At 61.1% G+C, this 14,778-nt stretch carries 17 protein-coding genes and 2 tRNA genes; 15 read left to right on the top strand and 4 right to left on the bottom strand.

Features of this window, described 5'->3' with window-relative positions; translation table 11 throughout:
• Positions 1 to 198 precede the first annotated feature (198 nt).
• The 4 genes from EN845_RS00530 to EN845_RS00515 all read left to right on the top strand — a co-directional run bounded on the left by EN845_RS00530 (position 199) and on the right by EN845_RS00515 (position 2,254).
• Positions 199 to 630 carry a hypothetical protein gene (locus EN845_RS00530; RefSeq protein ID WP_127869715.1) on the top strand — a complete coding sequence of 144 codons (432 nt, stop codon included), beginning with the start codon at positions 199 to 201 and terminating at the stop codon, positions 628 to 630.
• 388 nt (positions 631 to 1,018) lie between these two features.
• The gene (locus EN845_RS00525) at positions 1,019 to 1,429 is read left to right on the top strand and encodes a DUF427 domain-containing protein (RefSeq protein WP_127279955.1); all 411 of its coding nucleotides are present in this window, start codon (positions 1,019 to 1,021) and stop codon (positions 1,427 to 1,429) included.
• A gap of 11 nt (positions 1,430 to 1,440) precedes the next feature.
• Positions 1,441 to 2,049: an isochorismatase family cysteine hydrolase gene (locus EN845_RS00520; RefSeq protein ID WP_127869378.1), complete on the top strand. Its 609-nt coding sequence runs from the start codon at positions 1,441 to 1,443 to the stop codon at positions 2,047 to 2,049.
• A gap of 131 nt (positions 2,050 to 2,180) precedes the next feature.
• Positions 2,181 to 2,254 (top strand) — tRNA-Gly (locus tag EN845_RS00515).
• A 77-nt stretch (positions 2,255 to 2,331) separates the two neighbouring features.
• On the opposite strand, the gene EN845_RS00510 is transcribed toward EN845_RS00515, so the two are convergent.
• On the bottom strand, positions 2,332 to 2,796 hold the full coding sequence (locus EN845_RS00510; RefSeq protein WP_127869377.1) for a YidB family protein: 465 nt from the start codon (positions 2,794 to 2,796) through the stop codon (positions 2,332 to 2,334).
• Positions 2,797 to 2,926: 130 nt separating this feature from the next.
• On the opposite strand from EN845_RS00510, the gene EN845_RS00505 reads away from it, so the two are divergent.
• The gene (locus EN845_RS00505) at positions 2,927 to 3,184 is read left to right on the top strand and encodes a GlsB/YeaQ/YmgE family stress response membrane protein (protein ID WP_127279958.1); all 258 of its coding nucleotides are present in this window, start codon (positions 2,927 to 2,929) and stop codon (positions 3,182 to 3,184) included.
• Between the two features lie 107 nt (positions 3,185 to 3,291).
• On the opposite strand, the gene EN845_RS00500 is transcribed toward EN845_RS00505, so the two are convergent.
• Positions 3,292 to 4,179 (bottom strand): DMT family transporter, encoded by an 888-nt coding sequence (locus EN845_RS00500; protein ID WP_127869376.1) that lies wholly within the window; start codon positions 4,177 to 4,179, stop codon positions 3,292 to 3,294.
• 293 nt (positions 4,180 to 4,472) lie between these two features.
• Here EN845_RS00500 and tuf point away from each other — a divergent pair, with 293 nt between their 5' ends.
• The 5 genes from tuf to EN845_RS00475 all read left to right on the top strand — a co-directional run bounded on the left by tuf (position 4,473) and on the right by EN845_RS00475 (position 8,777).
• Complete coding sequence (tuf, locus tag EN845_RS00495) at positions 4,473 to 5,648, top strand: elongation factor Tu (RefSeq protein WP_127869375.1); 1,176 nt, start codon at positions 4,473 to 4,475, stop codon at positions 5,646 to 5,648.
• A 164-nt stretch (positions 5,649 to 5,812) separates the two neighbouring features.
• The gene (locus EN845_RS00490; protein ID WP_127869374.1) at positions 5,813 to 7,465 is read left to right on the top strand and encodes a hypothetical protein; all 1,653 of its coding nucleotides are present in this window, start codon (positions 5,813 to 5,815) and stop codon (positions 7,463 to 7,465) included.
• Between the two features lie 95 nt (positions 7,466 to 7,560).
• On the top strand, positions 7,561 to 8,043 hold the full coding sequence (locus tag EN845_RS00485) for a group II truncated hemoglobin (RefSeq protein WP_127869373.1): 483 nt from the start codon (positions 7,561 to 7,563) through the stop codon (positions 8,041 to 8,043).
• 29 nt (positions 8,044 to 8,072) lie between these two features.
• Positions 8,073 to 8,624 carry a putative glycolipid-binding domain-containing protein gene (locus EN845_RS00480; protein WP_127869714.1) on the top strand — a complete coding sequence of 184 codons (552 nt, stop codon included), beginning with the start codon at positions 8,073 to 8,075 and terminating at the stop codon, positions 8,622 to 8,624.
• Between the two features lie 77 nt (positions 8,625 to 8,701).
• Positions 8,702 to 8,777: transfer RNA gene (locus EN845_RS00475), tRNA-Trp, on the top strand.
• Positions 8,778 to 9,136: 359 nt separating this feature from the next.
• Here EN845_RS00475 and EN845_RS00470 read toward each other — a convergent pair.
• Entirely contained in the window at positions 9,137 to 10,117 is a 981-nt protein-coding gene (locus tag EN845_RS00470; protein ID WP_127869372.1) for an NAD(P)H-quinone oxidoreductase, read from the bottom strand.
• A gap of 11 nt (positions 10,118 to 10,128) precedes the next feature.
• Positions 10,129 to 10,674 carry a hypothetical protein gene (locus tag EN845_RS00465; protein ID WP_127279519.1) on the bottom strand — a complete coding sequence of 182 codons (546 nt, stop codon included), beginning with the start codon at positions 10,672 to 10,674 and terminating at the stop codon, positions 10,129 to 10,131.
• A 119-nt stretch (positions 10,675 to 10,793) separates the two neighbouring features.
• Between EN845_RS00465 and EN845_RS00460 the strand changes: the two genes are divergently transcribed.
• The 5 genes from EN845_RS00460 to rplA all read left to right on the top strand — a co-directional run bounded on the left by EN845_RS00460 (position 10,794) and on the right by rplA (position 14,645).
• The gene (locus EN845_RS00460; RefSeq protein WP_127279518.1) at positions 10,794 to 11,714 is read left to right on the top strand and encodes a LysR family transcriptional regulator; all 921 of its coding nucleotides are present in this window, start codon (positions 10,794 to 10,796) and stop codon (positions 11,712 to 11,714) included.
• 867 nt (positions 11,715 to 12,581) lie between these two features.
• Positions 12,582 to 12,785: a preprotein translocase subunit SecE gene (gene secE, locus EN845_RS00455; RefSeq protein WP_013531408.1), complete on the top strand. Its 204-nt coding sequence runs from the start codon at positions 12,582 to 12,584 to the stop codon at positions 12,783 to 12,785.
• Between the two features lie 28 nt (positions 12,786 to 12,813).
• On the top strand, positions 12,814 to 13,341 hold the full coding sequence (gene nusG / locus EN845_RS00450) for a transcription termination/antitermination protein NusG (RefSeq protein WP_015317996.1): 528 nt from the start codon (positions 12,814 to 12,816) through the stop codon (positions 13,339 to 13,341).
• A 172-nt stretch (positions 13,342 to 13,513) separates the two neighbouring features.
• Positions 13,514 to 13,942, top strand: coding sequence for a 50S ribosomal protein L11 (gene rplK, locus EN845_RS00445; RefSeq protein ID WP_010909262.1), 429 nt, complete (start codon positions 13,514 to 13,516; stop codon positions 13,940 to 13,942).
• A gap of 4 nt (positions 13,943 to 13,946) precedes the next feature.
• Positions 13,947 to 14,645, top strand: a complete 699-nt coding sequence (rplA, locus tag EN845_RS00440) for a 50S ribosomal protein L1 (protein ID WP_127869371.1) — start codon at positions 13,947 to 13,949, stop codon at positions 14,643 to 14,645.
• Positions 14,646 to 14,778 lie beyond the last annotated feature (133 nt).

The raw sequence follows: 14,778 nt of genomic DNA, 5'->3' as shown, positions 1-14,778 counted from the left end.
ACCGGCCCTCTATCAGCAGAGGCCCGCAGAGGTTCATAGAATGCGCGCCTTTCAGCGACCGCTGTCAGCGCATTTAGGATCCGGTCAGTCGCGTTCGGTGGCGCCGAATTCTTCCGGTTTCGCGCCTTGTCGAAGCACAGCCGCGCGATAATTTCCTTGAAGGCGTGGGCGCTTCTCCCTTCACGACAGGAGTTGACCATGAAACACCAGACACTCGACCAACTGCAGGCCGTCGCCAGGATTGAATCCTCGGCGCCACATTCGGAAATGACCCGAGAAGAGCGGATCGCGCGATGGGCCGAACTTCTCGATCAGAATCCCGAGCGATGCCTTGGCGCGTTTAGAGGGACCGAACATCTGCATCCGGAGGTACGCGCCATGGCACGCGGCGAAGGGTCGGCGATCGCTGTTGCCTTCGAAGACCCGGTGCTGCGCGCGTCGGGTCTAAGGGATGACACTTATGGCGAGGCCAAGCGCTTCTTCGAACTGAATGACTGGCAACTGCACGACATCGTTTGCGATTGTCACGTAGGCGCCACCATGAAAGCGGGGTGGGCCGCCGCTCGGGTCCGCGCGACAATTGGCGGCAACAGGTTTCTTGCCTGGTTGAGGCAAAGGATTATGTTCTGATGCGTGCCGGGCGGCTCAGGTGAGGACCGTCATCTGTTCGCGACCGCACGGTGCGACCCACCTGATCCGTCTTGTCGATCAGTCCCTGTGTTCGTGGCATAGCCGAACGGCTGCACTTTACTCCTTCTGCGTCCCGCCGGCGACGGCGGCGGCAAACGGGCACTGTGCGTCCTACAGACGGTTGGTCCTGGACGCTGTCGGGCATTTCCAACACGTGAGGCCTCACAAGAGGTTTCGCGGCTGTTGATGTGCTTTCTCAACAGTTTCGGCAGCTGATAATCGCTGCTCAGCGGTCCATTCGGCTTCAATCGCACAAGCTGGAACCTGATGCATCACCGCGCATTTCGTCTCCATTGGTGGATCGAAACGATAGCCAGGGAGAATTGGGATGCAAACTTCAGCCGCAACTTCAGGACACGACTTTCGCCAACTGACCATAGAACCGTTTGCCGGAACGGTGACGGTGCGATTTTCCGACGCCGTGGTCGCGGCCACGGAGCACGCGAAAGTTCTCAGGGAAGAGGGACAGGAGCCGACATTCTTTGTCCCTTTCGAGGACATCTATTTCGACCTTTTCGAAAAGACCAACACCACAAGCAGCTCACCGCTCAAGGGAACCGCGAGCTATTGGCGGGTCCATGCTGTCGGTAGCTCGGCCGACGACTTCATGTGGACATACGAGACGCCCGATACTGCAGCGCGGGCCATTGCAGGTCATGGCGCTTTCGATCCGCGAAAGGCGCGCATCGATGTCGACCCGATGGAGGACAAACGGCACACCCCCCATGTCATGGAATAGGATTATCTTCCATGTCGATGCCGGGCTTGGCATATGGTCCGTTGGGGCGCCGATGCATGCATGTCTGCGTGGATATGCAAAGGCTGTTTGCCGAGCCGTCGCAATGGGCGACCCCCTGGATCACCCGTGTCCTTCCTCAAATCGAGAGCCTGGTCGAAAGACGAGCGCCAGAGACCGTCTTCACGCGCTTCCTGCCCGCGCAAAAGCCCGGGCAGGGCGTTGGCACATGGAAGCGCTATTATGAGCGCTGGGCCTCGATGGCGATCGAAAATATCGGGTCCGAAATGGTCGACTTGTTGCCGGCACTGGCCGCTTACTGCCCGCCGGCGGCCGTCATCGACAAGCACATATACTCGCCCTGGTTCGAAGGTCACCTCAGGGCCTTTCTGAACGAACGCGACATCGACACGCTGGTCATCACCGGCGGCGAAACCGACGTGTGCGTTCTGGCTACGGTGCTCGGAGCGATCGATTTCGGCTATCGCGTGGTTCTCGTTACGGACGCGCTGTGCAGTTCTTCCGATGCCACGCATGACGCGCTGTTGACCGTTTATCACCAACGGTTCGCACAGCAGGTGGAGACGGTCGAGATGGAGACGGTTCTCTCGAACTGGGTCTGACTTGCCGTTCGTCTGCCAGGCATTCGATGCCTACGACTTGCCTCAGCCATCGGGCCTGGCCTGCAATGTCGATTGGGTCGCGAGAGCTTCTTGACCTTCGCAACCTTGTCGAATAGCTAGGGCGTGCGTGCGCGGGTATGGTGAAATGGTATCACATGAGCCTTCCAAGCTCTTGGTGCGGGTTCGATTCCCGCTACCCGCTCCAGATTTTCAGCTACACATCGGCAAGCCGAAACACTGCGCGGCAGGCGCGCAGCGCTTCAGGCATTGGCGTGCGCCGCGCTAGCCGTTGAACGCGGACGCGACCTGGTGCTGCTGCGGCACCTGGCCGTTCGGCGTCAGCTTGTCGACGATGCCGGGCAAGGCAGCCGATAGTTGCTTGAGCAGCTCCTGTTCGTCGAGCCCCGTCCGTTGGGCGATCTCGCGAATGACTTGCGGTCCGATCGCGTTGCCCAGCTCATTGGGGTTGATCGATTGGTTCTGCCCGGTGCCGACCCACGAGTCGGCGACATTGCCATGGCCGGCATTCTTGAGCTTGTCGAGCAGGCCGCCCAGTCCGCCGAGCAGGCCGCCGTCACCAGATGCGGTTCCGGCGGCAGTGGGATCGGCCGGCACGGGTGCTTGAGGCTGGTCCGGCTGTTCGGCGCTTCTGCCGCTCAGCATCTTTCCGACCAGCAGCGCACCGAGCGCGATCATCAGCGGTTTGGTGATGTTGCCGCCGGGAACGGCGTTGTCAAAAAGTCCCATAGTGGATCCTCCATCTGGCCAAGCCCTGCCCATCGTCAACAATGGCGCAATCGGGCGGAATTTCAAGCTGGCTTGTGGTTTTGACATTCATATGAAAATGTCGGGTTGGCGGGGGATGGAGAGGAAAAAAATGGGTATCATCAGCTGGATCATTCTCGGCGTCATCGCCGGCTTCATCGGCAGCAAGATCGTCAACAAGACCGGTCAGGGCATGATCATGGATATCGTGCTCGGCATTGTCGGTGCCATTGTCGGCGGCCTGATCTTCAGTGCCTTCGGTGCTTCGGGCGTCACCGGCCTCAACATCTACAGCTTGATCGTCGCGGTCGTGGGTGCCGTCGTGGTGTTGTGGGCCTATCATCAGTTCTCGGGCAAGCGGACCATCTAGGCGTCGGCAGACTACCAGCTCTGCCGAATCCCGAATTGCGATAATCCGCCGTCGGTGCTGCCTGCGCTCACGGCATCGGAAGCCATATGCCGGCGTGCCGCCGCGGATCAGGCGACCACGGCCAGCCGACGCTTGCGCTGGTCCAGCGACACGATGGTCAGCCCGCTGCAGACGACCAGCAGGATGCCGCAGACCGCCAGTGCATTGGGGAATTGCCCAAACACCAGCAGGCCGGAAATGACGGCCCAGACCGTGAAGCAGTAGTAGAACGGCGCTACCGCTCCGGTCGGCCCGACGCGGTAGGCCATGAAGATGAAGAAGTGGCCGAAGATCAGGAAGAAACCGGCTCCCGCCATCAGCAGCAGGTGATGCGCCTCCGGCGCCACCCAGCGCTCGGAAACCAGATGCGCGGTGCCGGCGCCGATCAGGACCACGACGACCGCCGAGATCGCCACGATCATTCCTGGCACTTCGGCGGTGATCTTGCGGCCGGCCAGATCGCGGGCGGCGGCGAATGTCGCGTTGCCGAGCGCCAGCAAGGCGTAGACCGAAATGCCTTGCATGGTCGGCTGCGCCACCATCAGCGCGCCGATGAAGCCGAGCCCGATCAGCGCCATGCGTTGGCCGCCGATACGCTCGCCAAACAGGATCGAGGATCCGACCAGCATCAGGAGCGGCGTGATCTGCCCCAGCGCGGTGGAATCGGCGATCTGCATGTTGGCGAGCGCGACGACGTAACAGAGGATCGCCGCCAACTCGAGCAGGTTCCTTCCCAGCACTCGCTTGTCGAAGATCAGAGGGACTTGCTTGCCGTAGCCGAGCGCAAACAACAGCGGAAAGCCCCACAGCGTTGCCGCGGCACCACGCAGGAAGAGCACTTCGTAGGACGGCAAGCCGGCAGTGGCGAGCTTCATCATCGTGTCGTTGACCAGATACGACCCGGTCGAGACGATCATGAACAGCGGGCCGCGAATGGCAGTCGGGATGAAATGCATCTGCGCAGGAAATCAGACGCGGATCGCTGCCGCAATGGGCCATGGACCGCCGACAAACCCGACAGTGACGGATGTAGAAGCCGCACGAATCCCCGTGTTGCTCCGTCGGCCTTCGCCCATTCCATTTTCAACGTCGCGTCCCTATATCCGTGTCATATCCCCGCAATCGGATCATGGGTTCTGGCCGAGTGAGATGGCGCCTGGGCAAAAGACGCTTGTGTTTTTTGGCCTTTCTCGCTAATCGCCCCGCATTCGACTGAACTGAAGGTCCAGGCCGTCCAAGGAAAGAGACTATGGCAAAAGGTAAATTCGAGCGCACTAAGCCTCATGTGAACATCGGCACGATTGGTCACGTCGATCACGGCAAGACATCGCTGACGGCTGCGATCACCAAGTATTTTGGCGAATACAAGCGCTATGACCAGATCGACGCGGCGCCGGAAGAGAAGGCGCGCGGCATCACGATCTCGACGGCTCACGTCGAATACGAGACCGAGAACCGCCACTACGCGCATGTCGACTGCCCCGGCCACGCCGACTATGTGAAGAACATGATCACCGGCGCCGCGCAGATGGACGGCGCGATCCTGGTCGTGTCGGCCGCCGACGGCCCGATGCCGCAGACCCGCGAGCACATCCTGCTTGCCCGTCAGGTCGGCGTGCCGTCGATCGTGGTGTTCCTGAACAAGGTCGACCAGGTCGACGACGCCGAGCTGCTCGAACTTGTCGAGCTCGAGGTTCGTGAACTGCTGTCGAAGAACGAATTCCCCGGCGACGACATTCCGATCGTCAAGGGTTCGGCGCTTGCCGCACTCGAGGATTCGAACAAGACGATCGGCGAGGACGCGATCCGCGAGCTGATGGCTCAGGTCGACGCCTACATCCCGACGCCGGTTCGTCCGCTCGACAAGCCGTTCCTGATGCCGATCGAGGACGTGTTCTCGATCTCGGGCCGTGGCACGGTCGTGACCGGCCGCGTCGAGCGCGGCGTGGTCAAGGTCGGCGAGGAACTGGAAATCATCGGCATCCGTCCGACGACCAAGACGACCTGCACGGGCGTGGAAATGTTCCGCAAGCTGCTCGATCAGGGCCAGGCTGGCGACAACATCGGCGCGCTGCTGCGCGGCGTCGACCGTGAAGGTGTCGAGCGCGGCCAGGTTCTGGCCAAGCCGGGCACGGTGAAGCCGCACAAGAAGTTCGTGGCCGAAGCCTACATCCTGACCAAGGACGAAGGTGGCCGTCACACGCCGTTCTTCACCAACTACCGTCCGCAGTTCTACTTCCGCACGACCGACGTGACCGGCATCGTGTCGCTGCCGGAAGGCACCGAGATGGTGATGCCTGGCGACAACATCACGGTCGATGTCGAGCTGATCGTGCCGATCGCCATGGAAGAGAAGCTGCGCTTCGCCATCCGTGAAGGCGGCCGCACCGTCGGTGCCGGCATCGTCGTCACCATCAAGGAATAATCGAGACCGGCTGCTGCCGGTTCGACAAGGAAAGGGCGGCCTCGGGGCCGCCCTTTTTTCGTTTCGTGCGCTTGGCAGCGCAAGTATTGCGAGGGCCTCTCAAAGCTGTTGCAAGCGTCATGGCTGCAACTAGTATAGGTTGCACCAAGGGAGCTTTGCCAACAGTGGTCTCAAGGCGCCGTTTCGATGGGAAGGCATGGCGGTTGTGGGCACTGGTTTGCCTCGTCGTCGCCATGGCTCTGCCTATTGTGACAGCGCAAGCGGAAGATGGGCCTCCCGAAATCCCGCCGATGCGCTTCGTCGTCGTGCGCAGCAACGCTCCGGGATGCGAACCCAACTGTCCTGAATGGATATCGGCGGACGGCACCATCGCGGCGGACACGCCGTCGCTCCTCAAGCGCACGCTCAAGGCGCTCAAGGGAAGGCAATTGCCGGTGGTCGTCAATTCGCCCGGCGGTAATGTCGATGCGGCGCTGGCCCTGGGCCGGATGATCCGCAAGAACAAGCTCGATATCGCCGTCGGCGTGACGGTTTTTTCCGGTTGCCAGCCGGCAATGGGCGACTGCGAGGACAACAAGGGCAAGGGTGCCGACTATTTCGGGGTGGCCTATGACGACGGAGCCATGTGCAATTCGGCCTGTCCATTGATGTTTTCCGGCGGTGTCCGCCGCGTGGTTGGAGATTACGGCTATCTCGGCGTCCACCAGATCACCACCACGTTCCACCGCGAGAGGCTGCTCTACCGGACCACGTACCGGATCGTGAACGGCAAGAAGAAGATCATCAGCACCAAGGTGGTCAGCCGTAAAAACGCAGGCAGCTACAAAACCTACGAGATGAGCAGGACCGTCGAGAAGACGCTTTCGGTGTACCTGAGGGAAATGGGTATAGGCGATGGCGTGCTGGAAATCATGAAGGCCACGCCGGCGAGCGAGATTCGTCAGATTCCGCTCGACGCCATGTTGACGATGAAGCTGGTCACCAGCCGGGACGCGGTAGATTTGTTGACCACGGCAAGCCTGTGCAGGCTGAACCGGCCGGCCACGAACTGCCGGGAGATAGCTGGACCTGCAAACAAGACGACGCCATCGGCCGCGGAAAAATCCATGACTGCCGGACCCGTTCAACCGGACACCGCGAAGGCCGGCGGGGACATGCGCTTCATCGTGGTTCGCGGCAGCAACCCGCTGTGCAATCCCGACTGTCCGGAATGGATATCGGCGGAAGGTGCGATAACGAACCAGACGCCGCGGAAACTGCGGCAGTTGCTGGCCACGCTTGGCCATCGGCGGCTGCCTGTCGTCATCAGTTCACGCGGTGGCGACCTGCCCAGCGCTCTCGCAATGGGACGACTTATCCATGAAAGAAAGCTCGACATCGCCGTTGCCCGGACCGATTTCGTCGACTGCGACCCCGGCGCGTGGAATTGCCTGGCCACGGAGGGAGCCTATGCGGGGTTGACCATCGATGCCGGGGTGGAGTGTGATTCTGCCTGTGCGCTCATGGTCGCCGGCGGTGCCAGACGGCTTGTCGGGCCCCGGGCGCGGCTCAGCCTGTATCCGATGGGACAGAAGCTGGTGGTCAAGGCGTATCTCAACGAGATGGCGATCGGTCCCGCTCTGTTCGCGGCGATCGAGCGACGCTCGTCCGAGGGGCAACTTGACCCGGACACGATGCTGAAGGCTGGACTGACAACGGGACCGCAATCGGTCGACGCGCTGACCGGCTCCACGGTTTGCAAGGCCATTGCCAAGCCCGACAATTGCCAAGGCCTGCCAGCCGCCAATGCACAGGCTGATGCGCCTGCCAAGCTGTAGAGCACGGCGACGTTGGCAAACTGCCCATCGAGGCAGGTTGAGCGATGCTCGATTTCCGCTATCGTCGCGGCTGCGGGGCCGGCGAAGGATCGAGAATGAGCCAGGACGTTCCGACACTCTACGAATGGGCCGGCGGCAGCGAGGCGCTGAACCGGCTGACGCAAACCTTCTACGACAAGGTGGCAAAGGATCCGGTCGTTGGCCCGGTGTTCAAACACATGTCGCCGGATCACCCGGTCCATGTCGCCGCCTTCATCGGCGAGGTCTTCGGCGGACCGAAAACCTACAGCGAGGAATTCGGCGGCCACCGCGAAATGGTCATGCATCATCTGGGCAAGCATTTGACCGAGGAGCAGCGCCGCCGCTGGATCAATCTTCTCGCCGACGCGGCGGATCAGGTCGGCCTGCCGGACGATCCAGAATTCCGTTCCGCCTTCATGGGCTACGTCGAATGGGGGTCTCGACTGGCCAAGATGAATTCCAATCTCGGCGAGACCTGCGATCCCGAGGCCGAACCGATGCCCGCCTGGGGCTGGGGAGTGCCTGGCGGGCCGTACCGGGTGCCGGACGCAAAATAGCTTCCGCTTGCCAGGGAGGTCGATGATTGATGCCGCAAGATGCCAAGATCGTGCGCTGGCGCGAGTGGGATGGACCCGGCTTCGAACATCTTGTGCTGGGGGAGCAAGCGGGCCGGTTCCTGACCGATTCTGTCGTCATCTGCTCGGGCGAGACGCCATTTGCGGTCCGCTACCGCATTACCTGCGATGCCGGCTGGCACGCGAAGAGTGTCACGGTCGATATGATCGGCGATGGCCGGACGCTTGTCCTGGCCTCCGATGGCGATGGTCATTGGACCAGGGACGGCGTGCCGATGCCCGAGCTGGCGGGCGTGCTCGAACCCGACCTCACCGTCACGCCCTTTACCAACACGCTGCCGATCCGGCGCCTGGCGCTTTCGGCCGGGCAGAGTGCCGAGATCGCCACTGCCTTCATCGATTTCCCGGCACTCACTGTCGTGCGCAACCCGCAGCGTTACACGTGCCTCGAAGAGGGCAGGCGCCACCTCTATGAATCGCGCGCCAGCGACTTCAGGCGGGAACTGGAGATCGATGCCGAGGGGCTGGTCGTCGACTATCCCGATTTCTGGCGCAGGGGTTAAGGCATGTTTGCTTGCAAACCACTCTTTACAGAGCGTGCGGAAGCTTTTAGGAAGCGCCTGCGCCAAGGCGCACGTGTACGGGCATAGCTCAGTTGGTAGAGCGGCGGTCTCCAAAACCGCAGGTCGTAGGTTCGAGCCCTGCTGCCCGTGCCATTTTCCAAGGAAAATCAGGCGCCTAGAGATAGCTTTGTCGGGCTGACATTAGCCTTGCATATGTCTTTCACAAACCTGCACGCGCGCAGGGAGTGTGTGGCGGTGGCGGAAAAGCACACGATTCTGGAAGGCAAAGTTCGCGTCTATCGGCGCAATGACAGCCCGATTTGGCACTGTTCGACGTTCACACGGTAGGGGTCACAGGTTCGAATCCTATACCGCCCACCAATCTTTTCAGTTGGTTAGAAGCATTCATGTCACTGAGCGAACACGGTCTCCGAAGGAAGGGGTCATGCGTTCGAATCGCGTCGGGCGCGCCATAATTTCCTCTCCAGATTGCGCCGCGAGATTGTGGGGACTCAAAGCGTCAGCACAATCTTGCCGAAGCCGCCGCCCGCTTCCATCCGGCGGTGGGCGTCTGCGGCTTCGGCGAGCGGGAATACGTGATCAATCAAGGGACGCAGTCTCCCCGCTGCGAATAGCGGCAAGGCGAGGGCCGCGAAGCGTTGGACCATGGCCCGCTTCTCTGCGGCTGTGCGTGACTTCATGACCGTGCCGACGAGACGCAGATGATTGTGCAGAACAAGATTGAGCGGAATGACAGCATCATTCTGGCCGCTCAAGATGCCTACCTGCACCAGTACCCCGCCCGGCCTCAGGCTGCGCAAATTCTTGGCGAGATAGTCGCCGCCAACAAAATCAATCACCGCATCCACTCCTGTGCCGCCTGTGCGCGCGGCAATCTCGGCTTCGAAATCGCCCGTCCGGTAATCGATGACGACATCTGCGCCAATGCTCAGCACATCATCGTGGCGGGACGCGGAAGCGGTGGCATACACCACCGCTCCCAAGCTATGGGCAACCTGTACAGCAGCCGAGCCGATCCCGCCCGCCGCACTATGGACAAGCACCTTTTGGCCGGTGTTGATTTGAGCCAGATTTGAAACCGCCTCGACGGCGGTAACAAAGGATTCCATCACCGCCGCCGCTTCGTGAAAGGGCATACTCTCTGGAATGGGCGCCGCCATGGCGCGATCGACGCGGGCAATCTCGCCGTAACCGCCGCCGCCGACAATCGCCATCACCCGCGCGCCAATCTCGACGTCTGTTACGGCATCGCCGACTGCAATCACCTCGCCCGCCACTTCCAACCCGAGAAGCGGACTCTCGCCGAAGTGTTGCGCGCCGTAAAAGCCGGTGCGCTGCAGGAGATCGGCGCGATTGACACCCGCCGCAGCAACCTTGACCAAAAGATCGGTGGGACGGATGTGGGGTACAGGAACCTCGGCCACATGCAGAACCTCTGCCGCACCGAACTCTTCATAGACGATAGCGCGCATGGCTCTGAACCTTATTTGCGGTTGGCAAGCGCGCGCCGGGCAATGCTGGCGGCAAACATAGGGGTTTCGCGGCTGTTGTGATCGCCACCCGCGTCTTGGCGTGCCTTGGCGGCATCTTCATAGGAGAGGCCATGTTCAGCGAGGAAAGCCATGAACACATCGGTGGGATGCGCAGTGACGCGATTGGTGTAGCGGGTGCGCCCGTCGTCCATGGCTTCAGCGATCAATTCCCACACCACATTGACCTGGGTGCGGCCATTGGCGGTGAAGACATCGGAGATCGAATTCATCCGGCAATAGTTCTTCTCGGCAACCTCGGCGATATAATGCTGGACGACCAGGCCCGAGCCGATTTGCTCGACATTGATGGACATGCGGCGACCATCATCCGTCGTGGTAACACCGGCCGCGATATGGTCAGGAACGCAGCAGCGCTGGTATTCGGCTTCCGGCAGGGTGAACAGCCAATCGGCGATGTCGATAGCCTCTAGCGGCACATCGATCTCGGCGCTATAGGCAGACTGCGACAGAATACGGTCTTCGAGAACGGCAACCATGTGTTTTTCCTTCGGTTTTGGGGGCGGAAGCATCCCGCCCGACGCGAGAAAATATGCGCTGCCGGTGCGCCGATGATAATGTCCGCTGTCTTTCAAACCGTTTTGCGCTGGCCGCACAAATGACCGATCCTCGTTTCGCCGAGCAGATGGCCATTTTTGTCGATGTCGTCCGCGGCGGCAGCTTCTCCAGTGCAGCGCGGCGCCGGGCGGTGACCCCATCCGCCATCATGCGTCAGATCGGAGCCATGGAGGAGAGCCTGGGCGTACCGCTCCTCATCCGCTCCACTCGCGCCTTGGCGCTGACCGATGCCGGTCAAAGGCTGTTTGAGCGCGCGCAGCATCTTCTGGATGCGCTGGCCGATACACGGGCGGAAATCGCTGCCTTTGATGGCGCAATAGCAGGGGTGGTGCGGATAGCCTGCTTTCCTACATTCGGGAGGCGCTATGTAATTCCGGCCCTTGGATCGTTGATGGCAGAGCACTCCGCTATCACGGCAGAAATTGATCTCACTGAAAAACTCGCCGATCCTGTTGCGGACCGTTTCGATGCCGTGATCCGCATCGGCGAATTATCCGACAGCAGCTTGATCGCCACCAAACTCGCCGACCAGAAGCGGCTTCTGGTCGCTAGTCCTTCTTATTTGGACAGCAAAGGGACGCCTGCGGACGTGGCCTCGCTCTCAAAACATGCGCTCATCGACAAACTGCATGGCGCTGACCTTCTCGGCTGGAGCGATGTGCTGGGCCGCCCTGCGGGTAGCGATGCGCTGGACAGAGTTGCTTTTCGCTCGGACGATTTCGAGGCCATGCGCTTGGCCACACTCGTAGGCATGGGTATTGGCCTATTGGCGGACTGGGTTGTTGGTCCAGACGTGCGAAGCGGAGCGCTGATCCGCCTTGGCCTTGGCGGCGAGAGTTGGAACAGGCGCCCCACCGGCATTTATCTACTGCGGGCACTCGCCAAGCCATCCGCAAAACTTGGTGCGTTCATGACAGCATTGCGCGAACAGATCGGGACGCCGCCGACTTGGGAGCAGTAACGCGCCTGTAGACGCAACACTCTGATTTCAGAACATAGCTTTCGTTCACGTTCCAATCCCGGCCTATCCGGCCAGCCGTTCATGCGGAATTCGCATCGGCTTACAGGAGGGCTATAGCGTAGACGTGGCTCTCATCATCATCCGGCGCGGTGCGCCAAGTTCTTCAAATAGTTACCGAGGCAACCCTTGTCATTGACCAAACGATCTTCACCACGCTGGATGATGTGGTGAAGGCGCTCACATCGGGCATGCCAACGACATTGCCGGACTTTGAGGGCAAGCTGTCGGGAAAGCTTGCGCCCGCCGTGTCCCTTCTACCTCCCGCCCCACCGATCGTGCCGCCAGGATTTACTGAACGCGCCGCGTAGCAGGCATTTGGATTGACGATTTCTTACACAAATCTTTGCACATCGAATGCCGATATGTCGTAAATTGCTGGTAAAACAATCGGATGAGTGAAGGCTATTCGGTCTCCAAAACCGCAGGTTCGAGCCCTGCTGCCCGTGCCATTTTCCAAGATGGCATCACAACGATTTTTGCGGGCGGCCTTTGAAAATCGGCGACCCGCTTGCCATATTAGCCCGATTGGGGCATAAGGGCGCCATAGCCGGGACGGAACGACTGGATGGTTCCGAGGCGGCGTTTGGTCATAAAGCGGACACTTGCCACTTGCGTGGATCAAGAATCGGTTTTATGTAGATGGAACAGACACGCGACGCGTGAAGCTGGGAAGCCGGCTTTACGCGTCTGATTTGCATGGGCGAAATGATTGCGCTGATTCGGCGCGAGATTGGGCTCAGGCGGCACGTCCCGGTCAGCGGGATCATCCAGGGGGCCCGGCCAACGGGTCTTGAAGACAGGCGGCATATGGCTTCGAAAACCACAAATCCTTTCGTCTTTCTCCAGCAGGTGCGCGCGGAGACAGCCAAGGTGACTTGGCCGTCGCGCCGCGAAACGATGATCTCGACGGTCATGGTCCTGGCTTTTGCTGTGATCGCGATGATCTTCTTCTTCACCGCGGATCAGCTCATGGGCCTCGCGGTCGAGCAGATTCTGGGCATTGGACGCTAAGTCCGGCGATTACGGAGAAGTCGTAAAAATGGCTACGCGCTGGTACATCGTCCACGCCTATTCGAACTTCGAGAAGAAGGTCGCCGAGGACATCGAGAACAAGGCCAAGCAGAAGGGCCTGTCCGCCGATATCGAGCAGATCGTGGTGCCGACCGAGAAGGTCGTCGAGGTTCGTCGCGGCCGCAAGGTCGACGCCGAGCGCAAGTTCTTCCCGGGCTATGTGCTCCTGAAGGCCAACCTGACCGACGCCGTGTTCTCGCTGGTCAAGAACACGCCGAAGGTCACCGGGTTCCTCGGGGACTCCAAGCCGGTGCCGATCACCGAGGCGGAAGCGCAGCGCATCCTGAACCAGGTGCAGGAAGGCGTCGAGCGGCCGAAGCCCTCGGTCACCTTCGAGATCGGCGAGGCGATCCGCGTTTCGGATGGTCCCTTCGCGTCGTTCAACGGTTTCGTCCAGGAAGTGGACGAGGAGCGGGCGCGGCTCAAGGTGGAAGTTTCGATCTTCGGGCGCGCCGTGCCTGTAGATCTGGAATTCGGACAGGTCGAAAAGGGCTGATCCGAAATCCCTGGCGTCGGTTCGGCGGTCAGGGGAGGCGGCGCGGAAGCGCGTGGCCTGAGAACGGTGGGAGGCGAAGGCGGCTTTAGCCGGCCGCAAGAACCGCACCACCAGACTGCAACCGCCGGTGTTTCCCATAGTGGGGCCGGCATAGACAAAGGCAGGAAAAGAGATGGCTAAGAAAATTGCAGGCCAGCTCAAGCTCCAGGTCTCCGCGGGATCGGCTACGCCGTCGCCCCCGATCGGCCCGGCGCTTGGTCAGCGCGGCATCAACATCATGGAGTTCTGCAAGGCGTTCAACGCGCAGACCCAGGAAATGGAAAAGGGATCGCCGGTTCCGGTCGTCATCACCTATTACCAGGACAAGTCGTTCACCTTCGTCATGAAGACGCCGCCGGTGAGCTACTTCCTGAAGAAGGCCGCGAACCTGAAGTCGGGCTCGAAGGAGCCGGGCAAGGTCAAGGCCGGCACCGTTTCGCGCGACAAGGTTCGCGAAATCGCGACTGCCAAGATGAAGGATCTGAACGCGAACGACGTCGAAGCGGCCATGCGTATGGTCGAGGGCTCCGCCCGCTCGATGGGTCTGGAAGTGGTGGGCTGAGATCATGGCAAAGATTGCAAAGCGTGTATCGAAGACCCGTGAAGGCATCGCTCCCAACAAGGCTTACGCGCTCGCTGACGCGCTGAAGCTGCTCAAGGATCGCTCCTCGGTGAAGTTCGACGAGACCGTCGAAGTCGCCATGAACCTCGGCGTCGACCCGCGTCATGCCGACCAGATGGTCCGCGGCGTGGTCAATCTGCCGAATGGCACCGGCCGCTCGGTCCGTGTCGCCGTGTTCGCCCGTGGCGACAAGGCTGAAGAGGCCAAGGCCGCCGGCGCCGACATCGTCGGTGCCGAGGATCTGGTCGACATCGTCCAGAAGGGCACGATCGATTTCGATCGCTGCATCGCCACGCCGGACATGATGCCGCTCGTCGGCCGCCTCGGTAAGGTGCTCGGCCCGCGCGGCATGATGCCGAACCCGAAGGTCGGCACCGTCACCACCGATGTCGCCGCGGCCGTCAAGGCCTCCAAGGGTGGCGCGGTCGAGTTCCGCGTCGAGAAGGCCGGCATCGTTCATGCCGGCGTCGGCAAGGTCTCGTTCGACGTCAAGGCGCTGGAAGAGAACATCCGTGCCTTCGCCGATGCGGTGACCAAGGCAAAGCCGGCTGGCGCCAAGGGCAACTACGTCAAGAAGGTGTCTGTCACCTCGACGATGGGCCCGGGCCTCAAGCTCGACGTCTCGACGCTCGCCGCGTCCTGATTAGACCATTTGGATCGGCCTCGCGAAGGCTGATCCGTGACTGAATTCCGGGCCTTGGATTTATCCTGGGCCCGGTACCGGAAGCCGGAAGGCTTCCGGACATCCTGTCCGAGATTGCGGGCGGCCCGAGTCT

Origin of the sequence: Mesorhizobium sp. M8A.F.Ca.ET.202.01.1.1 (genome assembly GCF_004791595.1) — a bacterium.
Classification (GTDB): Bacteria; Pseudomonadota; Alphaproteobacteria; order Rhizobiales; family Rhizobiaceae; genus Mesorhizobium.
The sequence above is the reverse complement of the archived record's forward strand: the minus strand, read 5'-3'. Positions and strand labels throughout refer to the sequence as shown.